This is a genomic window from Micromonospora sp. NPDC005257 (assembly GCF_042872445.1).
In the GTDB taxonomy this organism is placed as follows: domain Bacteria; phylum Actinomycetota; class Actinomycetes; order Mycobacteriales; family Micromonosporaceae; genus Micromonospora.
This window is the reverse complement of the sequence record NZ_JBIAKL010000002.1, coordinates 439,550-456,881: the sequence shown is the minus strand read 5'-3', so window position 1 is coordinate 456,881 and position 17,332 is coordinate 439,550. Positions and strand designations below refer to the sequence as shown.

Genomic DNA, 17,332 nt, shown 5'->3' with positions numbered 1-17,332 from the left:
TTCGGCGCCGGAACACGACGGCGGGCCGGTCTCCGCAGGGGGAGACCGGCCCGCCGTTCGGATCGGGTCAGGAGCTGTAGCCGCGGCCGGCGATCCAGTCGGCCAGCTCGGTCACGTCCATCCAGTACGTCGGCGCGTCCGGCCGGGCCGGATCGGCGATGAGCACCCGGTCGCCGTCGCCCTCGTACCGCACGACGGTCACGTAGTGGCCGGGGTAGCTGTGCTCCACCCCGTCGACGTCCCGCGCGCCGCCCAGGATGTTCGCCACCACCGGCCGGTCGTCGTCCACAGCGGTACGGATGTCCGCGCGCAGGCGTTCGACCTGACCCGGGGTGGCCACGTCGTCGCGGATCTCGGTGGTCCGGTACTTGCCTCCGGTGTACTCGTTCAGCACCCGGGTGATGTCGATGGCCGAGTCGGTGCCGTTCTCGGTGGTGCCGAGCTTGGCGGCCAGCTCGTCCTGGCTCACGTCCCTGCCCTCGGCCGACAGCGCGATCCGGGTGGAGGCGGGACCGCAGTAGAAGAAGTTCGGCTGCGCCTGGTACTCGTAGTCGGCGGCGCGGTCACCCTTGCCCTTGACCGGGGCGGCGTGGGCGGCGGCGGACGGACCGGCGACGGCACCGCCGGCCGCGGCCAGACCGGCGACGGACAGCACGCACTTACGGATGATCGGGTGCATGGTCGAGGCTCCATTCGGGGTCGACGGCTCCGTGCGGAAGACGCGGCACCAGGGGTGGCGCTCGGCGTACGCAGAGTTCAACCGCCCTGCCGCGGCGGCCCATTTCCGGGCGTGACCGGTGCCACCGCGGAACCGGACAGACGCCTCAGCCGGGGAGGCTTCCCAGGAGCCCGGTCACCGCGATCTCGATGACGACCCGCTCCGGGTTCGGGCGCGGGGCGCGATACCGCTCGGCGTAGCGGCGCTCGGCCTCGGCCACCGACTCCGGGTCGCGGCGGAGCACCGCCCGGCCCTCCACTGTGAGCCACCACCGGCCGTCGACCTGGCACACCGCGACCGGGACGCCGTCCGGCCCGGCCGCCGCGACGTGCCGGGCCTTCGCCGAACCGGCGGAGGTGATCACCCGGGCCAGCCGGGCCGCCGCGTCGAAGGTCACCCCCACGGGTACGACGTGCGGGGTGCCGTCGGCACGGGGTGTGGTGAGCGTGGCGAGATGCCGGTCCGCGAAGAAGCGGGCCACCCGCTCGTCGCCCGGATCCAACCGGTGTCGTCCCGCCATGTCGTCTCCTCGTCGGCGTACCTGGGAAACCTCAGCGGCGGGGTGCCGGCGGCAACGTCTTCACCGGGGACTCCGCTGCGGCCCGCTGCTCGGCGCGGTGCTTGGCGACCAGCCGGCCCAGGTAGAACAACGCGCCCGCCAGGATGCCCATGTCGTCCAGGTAGATCGGGTCGGGCAGCAGGTCCACCGGCAGGATCGTGTAGATCAGCGCGCCGTAGAACGCGACCTTGCCGCCGGCGCCGAGCGCGCCGAGCATGCGGCGCGTGCGGACCACCCGGATGGCGAGCAGCACCACCCCGACCAGCATGGCCGCCACGACGACGGCGGCGAGCACGACGAGCATCCAGGTTTCACGGGACACGCCATCACGCTAGTCGAGCCGGGCCGGTGCCGCCCGCTGTCGTGGCACCGGCCGGCACCGAACTCTCAGGCCGCGACCGCCGCCCGTCCCCGGGCCACCGGCGGCAGCTCGCGGGTGACCTCGACGCCCGCCGTCCCGCCCGGCAGTTCCCGGGTGGTCTCCGGCCCGGCGAACCCGACGATGGAGAGTTCCGCCTGCGGCTCGGCGACCGGATGCAGTGCGGCGAACACCTCGTCGCGCAGGCTCTGCGCCGCCGCCGCGGCCAGCTCGGCTGTCTGCCACGCGGCCTGCTCCCGCTGGGCGGTGGCCCGGTGCCGTGCCGCCAGGTTGTCCCGGACCAGCCGGCGCAGCAGCAGTTCCTGCTCGACCGGGTGCCGCGTCGGGTCCCAGCCGTTGCCGCCGAGGATGTCGCTGAGCTGCCGCACCGTGATCTCGTTGCGCCACTGGGCGTCCATCGCGGCACGGTGCAGCCAGCGCTCCCGGTCCGCGTACTCGGCCGGGGTCCGGGCGGTGCGGGGCAGCGGCAGTGCCGCGGCGGCGGCCAGGCGCCGTACGTCGTCCTCCGCCGCCTGGTACGCCTGCCAGGCCGTCTCGGCCTCCTCCTGGGCGGTCAGCCACTCCGTCCGGCTGCGCTCCGCGGTAGCCGCCGCGCGGGATGCGGCCACCGCGACCTCGTCGGCGTACCGGTCCCGGTCCCGATCCTGTACGCGGGCCCGCTCGGCCTGTTCGATGCTGCTCGGCCGGGCGGCGTCGCTGATCCGGTCGACGATCTCCGAGCGGAACCGGGACGGGCGGACGATCAGCGCGGCCACCACTGTCGCGGCCACGGCGAGCAGGACCAGCCAGATCACGGCGGCCGTGGGCATGTCGGGCAGGGCGGCGGAGAAGACGGTCTGCATCACCAGCACCTCAAGGTGGAACGTAGGACGGTAAACGGTTGTGGCCCGGACGTCCGGGCGGTGCGCGTCGTGGACGGCCAGGCGACGGGACGCGGCGCGGGCCAGTGGGCCGCGCCGGGGCGTACCGGAAAGGTGGCCGGTCAGGCGCGCGGCGGACCGCGGCGGGCGATGGCGGCCCGGGCCGGGTCGGCGACGGCGACGGCCTGGACGCCGGCGACGCGCCCGGCGGAGGTGGATTCGGCGACGGCCGCGTCGACGGCTGCCGGACCGGTCGTGGTCCGCGGCGCGGCGTCGGTGGCGGTGCCGTCAGCCGCCGCGAGACCGGCGGGACGGACCGTCGCGGCGCCGGTCGTGACCGCGTGCCGGGTTGCGACGTGCTCGATCGCGGCGGCGTGCTCGGCCACTGCGGCGTGCTCGGCCACTGCGGCGTGTGCGACCGCGGCGTGGGCGGGTGTGGCGGTGATGCCCTGAAGGCCGGCGATCAGCACCAAGCCGGCCACCGCCGTGCGGGCGATCCGGCGCAGCGTCGCCGTCCAGGTGGACGGGGCGAACGCTACGGGCAGCACCAATTCAACCTATCGGTCGGCGGACGATCTTGCAGCTCAAAGATCTTGCGGGTTACGTGAGCCACCACACGAGTCGGTGTGGACGGACCTCACTCGGGCCGGACGCAAGACGGCGCGACACCCCGGCGGGGGTGCCGCGCCGTCTCGTGGATGCCGGGATCAGTTGCCGCCGAGCACCGGCGGCGGGGCGGCGTCACCGTCGCCCCAGACCATCTCGTCCTCGGTGAGCCAGGTCAGCCGGCCGTCGGACTCGTCGTCGCCATGGCCTCCGCGCCCGCCCAGGACGCCACCGCGGCCGGCCATCGCGGGCCGCCCGTTGGTGCCGCCGGCGCGCTCGGGGGACTTGCTCCCGCCGTCGACCACAAGGCCGCGGCCGGAGGTGAGCCGACCCGCGCCGGCTGCCGAGCGGTTCTCCGCGCCGGGCATGCCGCCGAAGCGGGCCGAGGACGCCGAGTTGGGGGCTGTGCCCGCGAGCGCGCCGGTGCTCAGCACGCCAGGGGCGCCGTAGAGCGCGCCGCCTCCGGGGCCACCGGCGGTCATCGTCGCCGGGCCGCCGCCACCGGGGCCGAAGCCCGGGCCACCACCGACAGGCGGACCGCCGGGGGCGCCGGTCAGCGGAGTGGCGCCGGCCAGCGAGGTGCCGCCCGGGTCGACCGTCCCGGTGCTCGGCACCGGAACCGGAGTGCCGGCGCCGGGCTGGCCGCCCGGAGTGCCCGTACCCGGAGTGCCAGTACCGGGCGTGCCGCCGGTCGGGGCCGTGTGGTGCACGCCCGAGGTGGTCGCGGTGGCGTTCGCGCCCGGACCGAAGCTGCCCAGGCTCGGGCCGGACGACGGCGTCTTCACCGACGGGCCGTTCTGCAGCGTGGGGTCACCGTTGCCGGTGTGCCCGGGCAGCTCGGCCTCGGGCGGCTCCGGCACCACGATCCGGCTGTACGCCGAGAAGTCGTAGCCCTCGGCGAGCTTCGCCACGACCTGCACCATCCGCTGGTGTGCCTTCTCCTGCTCGGCCTTGTCCTGCTGGTGGCCGACGATCCCGCCGATCACCGCGCCGGCCGCGCCGCCGAGTAGGAGGCCCTTGCCGGCGCCGGAGAGCAGCTTGTCGTTGTCGTCGGTCTTCTCCGGGCTCTCCGCCTTGATCTGCGCGGCCCGCAGTTCGCTGGACATCATGTCGAGGCCCTGCCGGATGCCCGTCATGCCCTCGGCGAGGCTGCCCGAGTAGCTCACGACCATGCCCAGCCGGCGGTGGAACTCCCGCGCGGCGTCGCCGGACCAGGTCTTCGTCAGCGCTTCCAGGTCGGCGGTCAGATCGCGGCCGAGGTCGTCGAGCGTGCCCTTCAGGGAGGTCCACTGGGCGCTCAGCGCCTCGATCTGCTTCGGGTCGCCCGCCTTGACGTCCTGGTAGAGCTCCTCGTGGCTGACGTGCTCGTAGCGCCGGGTGTACTCAGACACGCGGGTCCTCCTTCGGCTGCTTCATCGCATTGTCGAGCCCGGAGAGGGCGGCGGCGATGTCGGCCGCGGCGGCGGCGTTGCGGGCCTCGGCGGTCTTGTAGTTCGTCATGATCTTCTGGGTCGCCTCGCGGGCGGCCAGGATCGCCCGGTGCAGCCGGTCGACGTGGTTGACGTAGCTCTGGTGCGTCTCGGAGTAGCGACGCGCGTTGTCGGCCGCGTCCGTGAACGTGCCGAGGGCCGGCGGGCGGCACTGCATCTGGGTGTTGAGCTTGCGTAACACCGACTCCGCCTGGTCCAGGCGCCGCTCGAGCCGCTGGTGGAAGTCCTCCAAGGACAGTACGTCTACTGTCGTGCGCCCCGTCATGGCTGCATCCCCGTAGTCCTCGTCGATAACCGTACGCCGTACTCAGGTTAGTCGAAGCGGGCCAACCCGGGCGACCCGTGACGTGGATCCTCCACTTCGGATGAGAAGAGAGCGGGTCAACCGCCCTGAACCTGGGCGGCCGCGCCGCCGGCCGAGGGCGTCGCGGTGGGCGCCGCGGGCGCTGACGCATCGAAGTACGCCATCGCGTCCTGTCGGGACAGCGTCGGGCCGGTCGGCACCAGCGCCAGCAGCGAGGCGGGCACCGCGAGCGGTGTCACGTCGCCGTATCCGAGCGCGCTCTTCGCGTCGCCCCCGGCAGTGCCGAGCGGATAGCGGATGCCCTGCGCGGTGATCAGGTAGACCGTCGATCCGGCCGCCGCCTTGCCGCTCTCGCCGGCCGTGGCCTGCACCAGCACGCCCTTGCCGCCGGGCAGCAGCACGTGCTCGGCGGTGCGTACCGCGTCCCGGGCGCCCTGCCGCGCGGGCATCGCGGTCGCCGAGGTCAGCTCGGCCGGCGCGGTGTCGAAGACCTCCAGCGTGGTGGTCGGCGGCTGGCCGGCCGGGCCGGGCCGGTAGGTGGCGCAGAGCACCGTGCGTCCCACGCGGACCTCGTGCAGCGTCGGCAGCCGGGCCGGCAGGCCGTCCGCGTCCAGCCGCTGGTCGGTGAGGAGCCGGCCCGCCTCGTCCGGAGTGATCTGCGTCACCTCACCGCCGCCGCCGAGCAGCAGCAGCGCGGTGACCTCCCGGACGGTGGCCAGGCCCTGCCGGGTGAGCACGTAGTACTGGCCGGCGGCCTGGTAGACCTGGCCGATCCGGGCCGGCCGGCCGGCCACGGTGAGCCCGCTCGCGCTGCCGTCCCCGGCGATCGAAGGCTTGCGCAGCACCGGACCGACCGGGACCGCGTTCAGCAGTTGCTGCCCGACGGTCAGATTCGTCGCGCCGGCCATCTTCAACGCCACCAGCGCCTGCTCGTCACCGGCCACCCGCAGCCGGGAACCGCCGGTGAGCAGGTAGCGGGCGTCGCTGGTCCGCACCACCACGGCCCGGTCGGCGAGCGACGTGCCGCCGGGCAGCGCGCGGTCGATCACCAGATGCGTGGTGGAGCGCTGCGGGTCGTTCGGATCCGGTACGTCGCACACCGACCACGGGAGCCCGACCAGGGACTTGCGATCCGGCAGGTCGTCCGGGGCGCCCACGATGCCGACCAGCCGCCCGCGCGGACGATCCCTGATGGAGGCCTGGGACATGGTGCGCGGCTCGGCCGCGGGGTCGTTGACGATCAGCCGCGCCGAGGCGTAGTTGAGCGTCGGGCGCAACACCTTGTCCTCGCCGAAGTAGTACGTCGCGCCGGTCTCCCGCTCGATCACCAGCGTGTTCGGCGCCAGCGGCGCGGAGTTGCTGGTGAGCTGCCCGTACGCGCCCACACCGCCGAGCACCACCGCTGCCGCGATGACGCTGCCGAACACCGCCATGCCGAGGCGGCGCATCGGCAGTTCGTTTGTCTCCGGATCGCCGGAGAGCAGGGCGGAGACGATGCGGCGGGTGACGAAGCGGTACGCCTGCACCTGATCGCGGCGGGTCCGCATGACTAACCTCCGGCGGGGGTGGGTCCACGACGACAGGTCCGAGCGGCGTCGCGGGCTTCCCTACGATAAGGGGCCGCCGGGGGTGCGCCGGACCCCGTCCGCCGCCCGAACGACAGCACCCGCCCGGCGGAGGCCCAGGATGTCCAGAAGGGACGCACACCGATGACGCAGCTCCAGGCGCCACCCGGTCGTACCGCCACCGCTCCCGCCGTACCGGTGGACCGGCCGGTCACCCCGGCGGACAAGCGCCGCCGGGGACGGCTCGGCCCGGTCGTGGTCGGGCAGCTCGTGGTGGTGGAGTGCGCGGCGCTCGCCGTCTGGTTCGCCACCGCCGGCCCGGCGTGGCTGCTCGCGGTGGTCGCCGTCCTGGCGCTGCTGGCCGTGGGCGCGGCCTTCGCGCGCCGGGGCGGCCGCTGGTGGTACGAGGACCTGATGCTCCGCCGTCGGCTGCGCCGGCGCCGCGGCCGGGCCCGGGGCGCGACGCCCGGCGGTGACCCGCGGCTCGCGGCGCTCGCGCCGGAGCTGACAGTGGTGGAGCTGACCGAGCGCGGCACCCGGCTCGGCATCGGGCAGGACGACCGGGGCTGGTTCGCCGCGCTGGCGTTGACCGGCCGTCCCGGCGCGCCCGCCGGCTCGATCGAGGCGGCGGTGGTGGACCGCGCGCTCGCGGTGCTCGCCGACTTCTCCGGGCCGGTCACCCAGACCCAGGTCGTCTCGCACACCCTGGTCTGGTACCCGGCGCCCGGCGCGCCGCCGTCCGCGTACCGGACCGTGTGGGTTGCGCTGCGCCTGTCGGTGTCCGACGCACGGGCCGAGACGGTGAGCCGGGGCGGCGGGCTGCGCGGCGTGCACCGCACGGTGGCGGCCGGCGTGGGCCGGCTCGGCAAGGCGCTCAACGCCGCCGGCCTCGCTCACCGGGTGCTCGACCGCGACGAGCTGCACGCGGCGGTGGTGTCCGGCGCCGGGCTCGACCTCGCGCCGGAGTCCCCGGTGGAGACGTGGACCAGCCTGCGCGGGGGCGGCTGGACGCAGCGCTGCCTGGCCCTGCGGGTACGCCCCAACGGGTCGCTCGGCGCGCTCGTGGACGCGGTCACGGCCACCTCCGCGCCCTCGCACACGGTCGCCGCAGTGGTGCTCCCGAGCGGCCGGCAGGTGCCGCCGCTGCTGCGGGTGGCGGCCATGGACGGGCACGCCGAGGCGCTGGTCAAGGCAGTCCGGGAGATGGCCCGGCGCGCGGGCGTGCCGGCCCGCCTGCTGGACGGCCAGCACGGCCCGGGCGTCTACGCCACCGCCCCGGTCGGCACCGCGATGGGGACGGTCACGGTCGAAGGTTGACGATCCAGCCGTACGCGCCGCAGACCCAGAAGGTCAGCGGCACCAGCGCGATGATCAGCAGGATCTCGATGATGTCCAGGGTCCGGCCCCAGACCGGGGAGATCCGCTTGCCGGCCACGGTCAGGCCGTAGACCAGGCTGATCACCGCCACCACGGCCAGCCCGCCGAGGATCAGCCCGAGCCGCACCGCGAGCGAGCCTGCGGCGAACGTGGCGGCGGCGACCAGCCCCAGCCCGGCGGTGCCGGCCAGCAGCACCGGCGTGCGCTGGGCGCGGCTGAGGAACGGGCGTGCCCGCAGCAGCGACAGCAGCGCCAGCACCAGGCAGAGCAGGACCGCCGGGAGCCGGCCGTCCTCGGCCAGCACCACCTCGCCGCCGAGCACCAGCAGCGACACCGTCCAGAGCAGGCCGGTGAGGAACCCGTCGGCGCGCTCGCTGTTGCGCAGCACCGACGGGCCGTCCACCGACTCGGTGTCGGTCTTGAGGTCGTCCGGTCCGGTGGGGATGGACGGCACCGGCAGCCGGGCCAGGCGGTAGGCGAGCATCGGCAGCGCGGGCAGCGCGCCGAACGCGATGGTGGCCACAACCGCCGCCGAGGCCGCGGCGTCGATGCCGAAGGCCAGGCTGAGCACCGCGCCGAGGCCGACCGCGCCGCCCACGCCCACCGCGCCGAGGAACAGCGGCAGACGGTCGCCGACCGCCAGCGCGCCGATCGCGCCGAACACCACCACCGCGGTGCCGGCGAGCAGGACGTGCGGGCCGGCCAGCTCGCCGAGCGTCCGGTCCCCGGCGAGCACCAGCAGGCCGCCGACTCCCGCGTAACCGATTCCGACCAGGGCCAGCACCGCGCCGGTGCGGCTGTCGCCCGCGGCCCGGGACAGCACCGCGGCGCCGACCAGCAGCGCCACCGCGACCACGAAGGCGGCGGCCGCACCGGGCAGCTGCGGCGGGCCGGTGAGCAGCGTCGCTACCGCGCCCCCGGCCAGCGCCGACGCGGCGAGCAGGACCGCGAAGACCCGCGTGGTGCCCACCTGCCAGGCGCCCGCCCGCTGGGTGGTGGAGGTGGCGACCGCGTCCACCACGTCGTCGAAGACGATCTCGGGGGCGGTCGCGGCACGCGGGTTGAAGTAGAGCACCTCGCCGTCGCGTACCCCGAGCTGCGCCGCCGTACGGCCGCCGTCGAACGGTTGACCGCCGAGCCGGGACAGGGCCCAGCCGCCGTGCCGTACGCCCTCGTCGGCCAGGTCCTCGCCCGCGTACCGCAGCAGCGTGGGGAGCAGGTCGGCGAGCGGCACGTCGGACGGCAGCGCCAGATCCATCCTGGTACGCGGCGCCACGATGGTGATCCGGCTCAGTCCGCCGGTCGCCGTCTTCGTCGCCACAGTGGCCTCCTCGTGCTCGCATACGATCCGCTGGGCCGTCGGCGTCGCCCCCACGGGTCCACGACGCCTGACGGAGATTACCTACGATGGCGGTCGCACAGGTTGCCCACCCGACGCTCACCGGCGGCGGCAGACCACGATCTGGGCCGCTTCTGGGGAGGGGAGAGCCGTGAGTACGGTGGTGTTCCGCCGACTTCCGCGTCAACCGGGGCCCGCGCTGCCGCGCGGCGAGGTGCTGCTGGAATCCCCGCCCGAGTTGCCCGAGCCACAGGCCAAGGGCATGGGCCAGGTGCTGATGATCCTGCCGATGCTCTGCGGTGTCGGCGCGATGGCGTTCCTCTATGCCGGCCGGGGCGGCGGCATGATGACGTACGTCGCGGGTGGCCTGTTCGGCGTGTCCATGTTGGGCATGGCGCTCGGCACGCTCGGCAACGGAGGCAAGGACAAGGCCGAGCTGAACGCCCAGCGCCGCGACTACATGCGCTACCTCGCGCAGATGCGCAAGCGCACCCGGCGGGCGGCCGAGCAGCAGCGCGCCGCGATGACCTGGCGGCACCCGGAGCCGGACGCGCTCTGGTCGATCGCCGCCTCGCGTCGGCTCTGGGAGCGGCGGATCACCGAGGACGACTTCGGCGAGGTGCGGATCGCGCTCGGTCCGCAGCGGCTGGCGGTGGAGATCGTGCCGCCGGAGACCAAGCCGGTGGAGGACCTGGAACCGATGAGCGCGATCGCGCTGCGCCGGTTCGTCCGCGCCCACTCCAGCGTGCCGGACCTGCCGACCGCGCTGTCGCTGCGCGCGTTCAGCCGGATCGCGTTGCGCGGCGACCGGGAGCCGGTGCTCGACCTGGCCCGGGCCGCGCTGGGTCAGCTCGTCACGTTCCACGCCCCGGAGGACCTCCTGGTGGTAGTGGTGGCCGCGCCGGACCGGCAGGCGGCCTGGGACTGGGTGAAGTGGCTGCCGCACGCCCAGCACCCGGGGCGTACGGACGCGGCGGGCGCACGCCGGATGGTGTTCGCCGCGCTGGACGAGGCGGAGACCGCGCTGGCCCAGGATCTGGGCGGGCGGCCCCGGTTCACGCCGGAGGCGAAGCCCCTGACCACCGCGCCGCACGTGGTGGTGGTGCTGGACGGCGGCGAGGTCTCGGCGAGCTGCGCGCTGACCGGGCCGGGCCTGCTCGGCACGACGGTGTTCGACCTGTCCGGCGCGGTACCGCGCGACGCCGGCCGCTGGCTGCTCTGCCTGGACGCCGGGGACGGCACCGGGCTGGACCTGGTCCGTGGCACCGCCACGTCGAGGCTCGGCCGGCCGGACCTGCTCTCCCTGAGCGCGGCCGAGGGGCTGGCCCGGCAGATCGCGCCGTTCCGGCTCTCCCAGCAGCAGGGCGCGAGCACCGAGGAGCCGCTGGCCCGCAGCATGGAGCTGCCCGACCTGCTCGGCGTCGGCGACGCGGCGACAGTGGACATTCGACAGACCTGGCGTCCGCGCAGCCACCGGGACCGGCTGCGCATCCCGCTCGGCCTGGGCCCGGACGGCAACGTGGTGGAGCTGGACTTCAAGGAGTCCGCGCACGAGGGCATGGGACCGCACGGCCTGGTGATCGGCGCGACCGGTTCCGGCAAGAGCGAACTGCTGCGTACGGTGGTCGCGGCGCTCGCCGTGACGCACTCCTCGGAGGAGCTGAACTTCGTCCTGGTCGACTTCAAGGGCGGCGCCACGTTCGCCTCGCTGGACGCGTTGCCGCACACCAGCGCGGTGATCACGAACCTGTCCGACGAGTTGCCGCTGGTCGACCGGATGCGGGACGCGCTGGCCGGTGAGATGAACCGCCGGCAGGAGGTGCTGCGGGCGGCGGGCAACTACGTCTCCCGGTACGACTACGAGAAGGCGCGGGCCGCGGGTGAGCCGCTGGAGCCGATGCCCAGCCTGCTGATCATCTGTGACGAGTTCTCCGAGCTGCTGGCCGCCAAGCCGGACTTCATCGACCTGTTCGTGATGATCGGCCGGCTCGGCCGGTCGCTCGGCGTGCATCTGCTGCTGGCCTCGCAGCGGCTGGAGGAGGGCAAGCTGCGTGGCCTGGACACGCACCTGTCGTACCGGATCGGTCTGCGCACGTTCTCGGCGGTGGAGAGCCGGATCGTGCTCGGCGTGCCGGACGCCTACGAACTGCCCAGCGCGCCCGGCCACGGCTACCTGAAGACCGACACCGCGACCATGCTGCGGTTCCGCGCCGCCTACGTGTCCGGCCCGTACCGGGCGCCGGGGCAGGTGCAGCGCTCCACCCGGGCGCACGTGCAGCGCCGGATCGTCCCGTACGGCATCGACTACGTGCCGGTGCCGGTGGCGCCGAGCGTGGCCGAGGCGACCCCGGAGCCGGAGCAGTCCGGCGACGGCAAGGCAGTGGCCATGCTGGACGTGCTGATCGACCAGCTCAAGGGCCGCGGCAAGCCGGCGCACCAGGTCTGGCTGCCGCCGCTGGCCGAGCCGTCCGGGCTGGCCGAACTGCTGCCCAAGCTGAGCGTGCACCCGGCGTACGGCCTGACCACCGCCGACTGGCCGGGCCGCGGCCGGCTCGCGGTGCCGGTGGGCATCGTGGACCGGCCGTACGAGCAGCGCCGCGACCCGATGATGGTCGACCTGGCCGGCGCGGGCGGCAACGTGGTGATCGTGGGGGCGTCGCTGAGCGGCAAGAGCACGATGCTGCGTTCGATGCTGGCCTCGCTGGCGCTCACCCACACGCCGCGCGAGGTGCAGTTCTTCTGCCTCGACTTCGGCGGTGGCGCGCTGCGCAGCCTGGACGGGCTGCCGCACACCTCGGGCGTGGCGGGCCGGCGTGACGTCGAGGCGGTCCGGCGGACGGTGGCCGAGGTGGTCGCCGTGATCGACGAGCGGGAGAACCGGTTCACCCAGCACGGCATCGACTCGGTGGCCAGCTACCGGCGCCGCCGGGCGGCCGGGGAGTTCGCCGACGACCCGTTCGGTGACGTCTTCCTCGTGGTGGACGGCTGGAACACGCTGCGCCAGGAGTACGAGGAGCTGGAGCAGACGATCACCAACCTGGCGAACCGGGGCCTCGGCTTCGGCGTCCACGTGGTGATCACGGCGGTGCGCTGGGCGGAGATCCGGATCAACATGCGGGACCTGCTCGGCACCAAGCTGGAGCTGCGGCTCGGTGACCCGTCCGAGTCGGAGATCGACAGGCGGGCCGCGCAGAACGTGCCGGTGGGCGCGCCCGGTCGCGGTCTGACCCGGGACAAGCTGCACTTCCTGACCGCGATCTCGCGGATCGACGGCAAGCGCGACATCGAGGACCTGACCGAGGCGTCTGTGGCGCTGGCCGGGCACGTCGCGGCGAACTGGCCGGGGCGGCCGGCGCCGAAGGTGCGGCTGCTGCCGCGCAGGCTGACTGTCACCGAGCTGGCGAAGGTGGTCGACAGGTCCGCCCCGGGCATCCCGATCGGCGTCAACGAGTCGGCGCTCGCTCCGGTCTACCTGGATCTGGCCGGCGAGCCGCACCTGACCGTGTTCGGCGACGCCGAGTGCGGCAAGACGAACCTGCTGCGGCTGATCGCCCGGGGGATCGCCGAGCGGTACACCCCGGCCCAGGCGCGGCTGGTCATCGCCGACTACCGGCGCGGTCTGCTGGGCGCGGTCGAGGGGGATCACCTGCTCGACTACGCGCCGTCGAACCAGGTGTTCAGCCAGGGTCTCGGCTCGATCCGCAGCGCGTTGCAGAACCGGCTGCCCGGCCCGGACGTGACCACCGCCCAGTTGCGCGACCGGAGCTGGTGGAAGGGCCCGGAGCTGTACGTCCTGGTGGACGACTACGACCTGGTCGCCTCCGGTGGCAGCAACCCGCTCAGCGCGCTGCACGAGCTGCTGCCGCAGGCGCGCGACATCGGCCTGCACCTGATCATCACGCGCCGGGTCGGCGGTGTGGCCCGGGCGCTGTACGAGCCGGTGCTGCAACGTCTGCGCGAGCTGGACTCGCCGGGCCTGCTGATGTCCGGCAGCCGGGAGGAGGGCGCGGTGTTCGGCAATCTGCGGCCGACCCCGCAGCCACCGGGCCGGGGCACGCTCGTGCGCCGCCGCGACGGCCAGCAGCTCATCCAGACCGCGTGGACGGAACCGGCATGACGGGACGGACGGCCGACGCCCGGTCCGGTAGCGTCGGCCCGATCGATCGTCGCGAGTGGGAAGGGGCGAGTAGGTGAGCAGCCCGTCGGGTTTCGGTGCGGCAATGGAGGGTCTGCTGCGCCAGGCGCAGGAGCAGCAGCGCCGACTGGCCGAGCTCCAGCGGCAGCGCGCGGAGCTACGGGTCACCGGGGAGAGCCCGGACGGGCTGGTGCGGGTGACGGTGGACGGCGACATGAAGGTCGGCGACATCGAGCTGAACGCGCGGGCGATGCGGCTGGACAGCTTCTCCCTGGCCGAGGCGATGCAGGCCGCGATCGACGCGGCGTACGCCGCCTTCGAGGAGCGGCAGCGCGAGATGCTGAGCGAGATGCTCGGCGACTCCGAGACGGTCCGCCAGGCGCAGAACGGCACGCTCACCCCCGAAGACTGGTTCCGCCGCTTCGGGGTGGACCTGTCCGACCCGACCCGCAACCTGCGGCGCTGAACGAGAGGAAGGCCGGCGATGGCGAACACTGTCGACGTCGACGCGATCCGGAAGGCGGGCCAGCGGCTCGACGCCCCGGACGGGCCGATCCAGTACCTGCGCAACGTCGAGACGCTGCTGGCCGAGGTCAAGCTGCCCGGCACTGCGCTGAGCTGGTTCGGCACCGGCGCGGTGGAGCGGCACAACGCGGCGGTGGACGGGCACCTGGACAACGTGCGCAGCGGTGTGGAGCATCTGCGCAGGGCTGCCGCGCAGCTCGAACAGAGCGCGAAGAACTGGGAGAATTCGGATCAGCCCTGGGTGGTCAAGTGACCGGCCGGGTCCGCCACGGAAGGGACGCCTGATGCCACCGGAGATCCTCATCGCCAACGCCTCGGGGACGGTGACCGGCTCGGTGTCGGTCGCGCAGACCACGGCTCCGGTCCGCTCGGCGGCGGCGATCGCCAAGGGCAACCTGGTCTGGATCGCCGCCTCGGCGGCGCTGATCGGCACGATCCTCTACCTGGAGTCGTTCGACAACCAGCAGGTGAACGAGTCCATCCAGAAGTGGGACGAGGCGGCCCGCCTGCTCGGCGCGGACCAGTTCGGCGCGGCCATGGCGGCGGTTCCGCCGGACGCGGCGGAGTGGGACTTCGACGACCGGGACGCGTTCGACCTGTTCCTGCGCAAGCTCGGGGCGGAGATCAACTCGCTGGCCGAGGCGTTCGCCGCCAACCGGGACACGCTCACCGCGGCCCGGGACGCGTACAACGACGCGGTCTCCGGCCTGGCCCAGGCGCTCATGCCGATCCTGGTCGCGGTGATCGCCTCGATCGCGCTCCAGTTCTTCCCCGCCACCACCGCGCTGGCTCAGGCCATCGGCATCGCCGGCCTGGCCGCCACCGCCGCCATCCTGGTCCTGGTCTTCGGCGAGATCAGCGCGTTGCTGCACGCGCTGCTGGCCGCCTTCCACACCGACGACCGGTTCACCTTCACCGCGGACTCCCGTCCCGGGTGGGCCCCGACCGGCTCCGACCCGGACATCAAGGACATCAAGATCGACTGGGTGCGGGACTCCAAGTTCTACGGCTGACGGGGGCGACGCGTGGACACCCTGCTTTTCTCGCTGCTGCTGTACGTGCTGCTCACCATCCCGGTCTTCGTGGTCCTGATGCTGATCGCCGGGCTGACCCGCTCGGCGAAGCTGCGGCGGGCCGCCGAGGTGGTGGCGCTGAGCACCTGTGCGGCGCTGCTGGTGCTGGCGTTCCAGCGCGCGTTCGAGAAGCCGGTGCTGTGGGTCGTGGTGGTGCTGTTGATCGCGGTGCTGGCCTTCGGCGTGTCGACGATCGTCAGATCCACACGGGAACGGCCGTGACCTCGGCGCCGACTGTCCAACTCGTACGGAGACAGCCGGATCGCGTTGTCGGTTCGGGGCTGTCGGAATACGCCGATGGGTCGGCAGGGCTGCGCGGGTTGGACATTGTCCGCTACGGTTCGGATGAAGTGTCCGTCGGTGGGGTGTGTACGCCTTGCCGCGGGGGAGGGCGCGGCGGAACCGCCGCCACAAGATGACGGAAGGGTGTGAAGCATGGCGTTCGAGGTCAGTGCAGCGACTCTGCACACCGCCGCGAGTGACGTGCGGTCCACGCGCAGCGATGTCGACGGCGAGCTCAAGAAGCTGTGGAACGTGGTCGACGACCTGGCGATGGCCTGGAAGGGCCAGGCGTCCACGGGCTTCCAGGGCCTGATGAACCGCTGGAACGAGGACACGGCGAAGCTGCTGACCGCGATGGACAACATCGCGGACCTGCTCGACAAGTCGGGCACCACGCACCAGGTGAACGACGAAGAGCAGCAGCAGATGCTGGACAAGTTCCACGCTGCGCTCAACCCGTGATCCGCGAAGACAGGCAGAGGAGGATTCGATGAGCATCAAGGTTGATTACGCTGTTCTGGAGAGCAGCAACCAGCAGATGCAGGCCATCTCGCGGACCATCGACGAGAAGCTGGACACGCTGCGGGCGATGCTGACCAAGCTCGAGTGGGAGGGCCAGGACCGGGCCGCCTACCAGCAGCACCAGGCCCAGTGGGACGCCGCCGTGAAGGACATCAACAAGGTCCTGAACGAGATCGGCGGCGCGGTGGGCATCGCGCGCGAGAACTACATGACCACGGAGATGAGCAACTCCAAGGTCTGGGGCAACTGACCCTCGACCGGTCCACGACGGCTCCGTTCCGGCTCGCGCCGGGCGGAGCCGTCGTGTGTTGTCAGGCGTCCTGCGGGACGTCGCGTCGGCCGGGCCGCCACCCGCGCCGCCGTCCGCGTACCAGGATGGGCCGCAGCGTCAGCAGGACGCCGGCCAGCAACGCGCCCACGACGGCGACCCAGATCGCGACAGTGCGCTGCAGGGCCAGCGGGTCGGCCGGCGGCGCCGGAGGCGGCATCGCGCCCATCGGCGGGTCGTTCCGGGTGCCCAGCAGGCTGGTGACCGCCCGGTACGGGTTGACCATCCCGTAGCCGACCTCGGCGTTGTGCCCGTCGGGCGGGTTGTCGGCGGTACGGGTCAACCGGTAGGCGACCTCGTCGGCGCTGATGTCCGGGTATGCGGCCCGCACCAGCGCGGCCGCCCCGGAGACGTACGCGCTGGCGAAGCTCGTCCCGCCCTGCGGCTCGGCCCGGTAGCCCGACCCCTGCGGCGCGGGCCCGACGATGTTCAGGCCGGGGCCGGCGATGTCCACATAGTCCCCGCTGACCGAGCTGCCGACGTGCCCACCCTGCTCGTCGATGCCGGCGACGGCGATGACACCCGGGTACGCCGCCGGATAGGCCGGCCGGTCCTCCCGGTTCTCCTGCCGGTTGCCGGCGGAGGCGACGATGATCACGTCCTTGCCGAGCGCGTACTGCACTGCGGACTTCAGCGCCGGGTCGTCGAGCGTGACCAGGGACAGGTTGATCACGTCGGCGTCGTTGTCGACCGCCCAGCGGATCGCCTTGCCGATCTCGGCCGGCACGTTGGGGTCGAAGTTCTCCTTGTTCTCGGCCAGCACCCGCAGCGGCAGGATCTTCGCCTCCGGCGCGATGCCGGTGTACGGCGAGCCGCTGCCCTCCCGGCCGGCGATGATGCCCGCGACCATGGTGCCGTGGCCGACCAGGTCGCACTGCCCCTTCAGGCGGACGAGCTGGTTGAAGTCCTCACCCGGCAGCACCCGCCCGCGCAGCAGCGGGTGGCTCGGTGAGACCCCGGAGTCGATCACTGCGACGGTGATCCCCGCGCCCTTGCCGACCCGCCACGCGGCGGCCGGGTCGAGGCGGCTGATCGCCCAGGGCACCTCGGTGGGCGCGGGGCCGCCGGCCGGGCCGCACTTCGGGGCGGCCAGCGCGGGCGCGGGCACCGCGAGGGCCCCGCCGAGCAGAGCGGCCACCGCCGCTCCGGAGAGGACGGACCTGATCCGGTGTCCGGCCCGGACGCGTCCCGTGGTCGCGCCCGGCCGCAAGCTGTCGCGCACGCGGTGAGATTACCCGCCGCGCCCGCCCGCGCGGGCACACGTGGCACC

At 73.5% G+C, this 17,332-nt stretch carries 18 protein-coding genes; 8 read left to right on the top strand and 10 right to left on the bottom strand.

The genetic code is table 11. The annotated features are described in order from the left end of the window. Positions 1 to 67 precede the first annotated feature (67 nt). The 8 genes from ACFYO8_RS05545 to eccB all read right to left on the bottom strand — a co-directional run bounded on the left by ACFYO8_RS05545 (position 68) and on the right by eccB (position 6,463). Positions 68 to 679, bottom strand: a complete 612-nt coding sequence (locus ACFYO8_RS05545; RefSeq protein WP_354868169.1) for a C39 family peptidase — start codon at positions 677 to 679, stop codon at positions 68 to 70. 145 nt (positions 680 to 824) lie between these two features. Then, entirely contained in the window at positions 825 to 1,238 is a 414-nt protein-coding gene (locus ACFYO8_RS05540) for a TIGR03618 family F420-dependent PPOX class oxidoreductase (RefSeq protein WP_354868171.1), read from the bottom strand. A gap of 31 nt (positions 1,239 to 1,269) precedes the next feature. Next, positions 1,270 to 1,599, bottom strand: coding sequence for a YkvA family protein (locus ACFYO8_RS05535; RefSeq protein ID WP_355095436.1), 330 nt, complete (start codon positions 1,597 to 1,599; stop codon positions 1,270 to 1,272). 65 nt (positions 1,600 to 1,664) lie between these two features. After that, entirely contained in the window at positions 1,665 to 2,498 is an 834-nt protein-coding gene (locus ACFYO8_RS05530) for a hypothetical protein (RefSeq protein ID WP_354868177.1), read from the bottom strand. 140 nt (positions 2,499 to 2,638) lie between these two features. Continuing rightward, positions 2,639 to 3,064: a hypothetical protein gene (locus ACFYO8_RS05525; protein WP_354868180.1), complete on the bottom strand. Its 426-nt coding sequence runs from the start codon at positions 3,062 to 3,064 to the stop codon at positions 2,639 to 2,641. A 159-nt stretch (positions 3,065 to 3,223) separates the two neighbouring features. Then, complete coding sequence (locus ACFYO8_RS05520; RefSeq protein WP_354868183.1) at positions 3,224 to 4,513, bottom strand: WXG100 family type VII secretion target; 1,290 nt, start codon at positions 4,511 to 4,513, stop codon at positions 3,224 to 3,226. Then, positions 4,506 to 4,877 carry a hypothetical protein gene (locus ACFYO8_RS05515; protein WP_354868186.1) on the bottom strand — a complete coding sequence of 124 codons (372 nt, stop codon included), beginning with the start codon at positions 4,875 to 4,877 and terminating at the stop codon, positions 4,506 to 4,508. Before ACFYO8_RS05515 ends, ACFYO8_RS05520 begins: the two co-directional genes overlap by 8 nt. A 116-nt stretch (positions 4,878 to 4,993) precedes the next feature. Then, positions 4,994 to 6,463 carry a type VII secretion protein EccB gene (eccB, locus tag ACFYO8_RS05510; protein WP_354868187.1) on the bottom strand — a complete coding sequence of 490 codons (1,470 nt, stop codon included), beginning with the start codon at positions 6,461 to 6,463 and terminating at the stop codon, positions 4,994 to 4,996. Between the two features lie 162 nt (positions 6,464 to 6,625). Here eccB and ACFYO8_RS05505 point away from each other — a divergent pair, with 162 nt between their 5' ends. Further along, the gene (locus ACFYO8_RS05505; RefSeq protein ID WP_354868189.1) at positions 6,626 to 7,798 is read left to right on the top strand and encodes a type VII secretion protein EccE; all 1,173 of its coding nucleotides are present in this window, start codon (positions 6,626 to 6,628) and stop codon (positions 7,796 to 7,798) included. Here the strand turns inward: ACFYO8_RS05505 and eccD are convergent. Next, a complete protein-coding gene (gene eccD / locus ACFYO8_RS05500) occupies positions 7,782 to 9,179 on the bottom strand; it encodes a type VII secretion integral membrane protein EccD (RefSeq protein WP_354868191.1) in 1,398 nt (465 codons plus the stop codon). The genes ACFYO8_RS05505 and eccD overlap by 17 nt on opposite strands. Positions 9,180 to 9,348: 169 nt before the next feature. Here eccD and eccCa point away from each other — a divergent pair, with 169 nt between their 5' ends. The 7 genes from eccCa to ACFYO8_RS05465 all read left to right on the top strand — a co-directional run bounded on the left by eccCa (position 9,349) and on the right by ACFYO8_RS05465 (position 15,984). Next, positions 9,349 to 13,314 carry a type VII secretion protein EccCa gene (gene eccCa / locus ACFYO8_RS05495; RefSeq protein ID WP_354868192.1) on the top strand — a complete coding sequence of 1,322 codons (3,966 nt, stop codon included), beginning with the start codon at positions 9,349 to 9,351 and terminating at the stop codon, positions 13,312 to 13,314. Between the two features lie 73 nt (positions 13,315 to 13,387). Further along, a complete protein-coding gene (locus tag ACFYO8_RS05490; RefSeq protein WP_354868195.1) occupies positions 13,388 to 13,798 on the top strand; it encodes a YbaB/EbfC family nucleoid-associated protein in 411 nt (136 codons plus the stop codon). Between the two features lie 18 nt (positions 13,799 to 13,816). Beyond that, positions 13,817 to 14,110, top strand: coding sequence for a hypothetical protein (locus ACFYO8_RS05485; RefSeq protein WP_354868198.1), 294 nt, complete (start codon positions 13,817 to 13,819; stop codon positions 14,108 to 14,110). 31 nt (positions 14,111 to 14,141) lie between these two features. Beyond that, entirely contained in the window at positions 14,142 to 14,870 is a 729-nt protein-coding gene (locus ACFYO8_RS05480; protein WP_354868201.1) for a hypothetical protein, read from the top strand. A gap of 12 nt (positions 14,871 to 14,882) precedes the next feature. After that, the gene (locus ACFYO8_RS05475) at positions 14,883 to 15,152 is read left to right on the top strand and encodes a hypothetical protein (RefSeq protein ID WP_354868203.1); all 270 of its coding nucleotides are present in this window, start codon (positions 14,883 to 14,885) and stop codon (positions 15,150 to 15,152) included. Positions 15,153 to 15,365: 213 nt separating this feature from the next. Next, positions 15,366 to 15,674, top strand: a complete 309-nt coding sequence (locus tag ACFYO8_RS05470; RefSeq protein ID WP_354868205.1) for a WXG100 family type VII secretion target — start codon at positions 15,366 to 15,368, stop codon at positions 15,672 to 15,674. A 28-nt stretch (positions 15,675 to 15,702) separates the two neighbouring features. Next, positions 15,703 to 15,984 carry a WXG100 family type VII secretion target gene (locus tag ACFYO8_RS05465; protein ID WP_354868208.1) on the top strand — a complete coding sequence of 94 codons (282 nt, stop codon included), beginning with the start codon at positions 15,703 to 15,705 and terminating at the stop codon, positions 15,982 to 15,984. 61 nt (positions 15,985 to 16,045) lie between these two features. Here ACFYO8_RS05465 and mycP read toward each other — a convergent pair whose 3' ends face one another. Next, positions 16,046 to 17,284 carry a type VII secretion-associated serine protease mycosin gene (mycP, locus tag ACFYO8_RS05460; RefSeq protein ID WP_354868209.1) on the bottom strand — a complete coding sequence of 413 codons (1,239 nt, stop codon included), beginning with the start codon at positions 17,282 to 17,284 and terminating at the stop codon, positions 16,046 to 16,048. Positions 17,285 to 17,332: the final 48 nt, after the last annotated feature.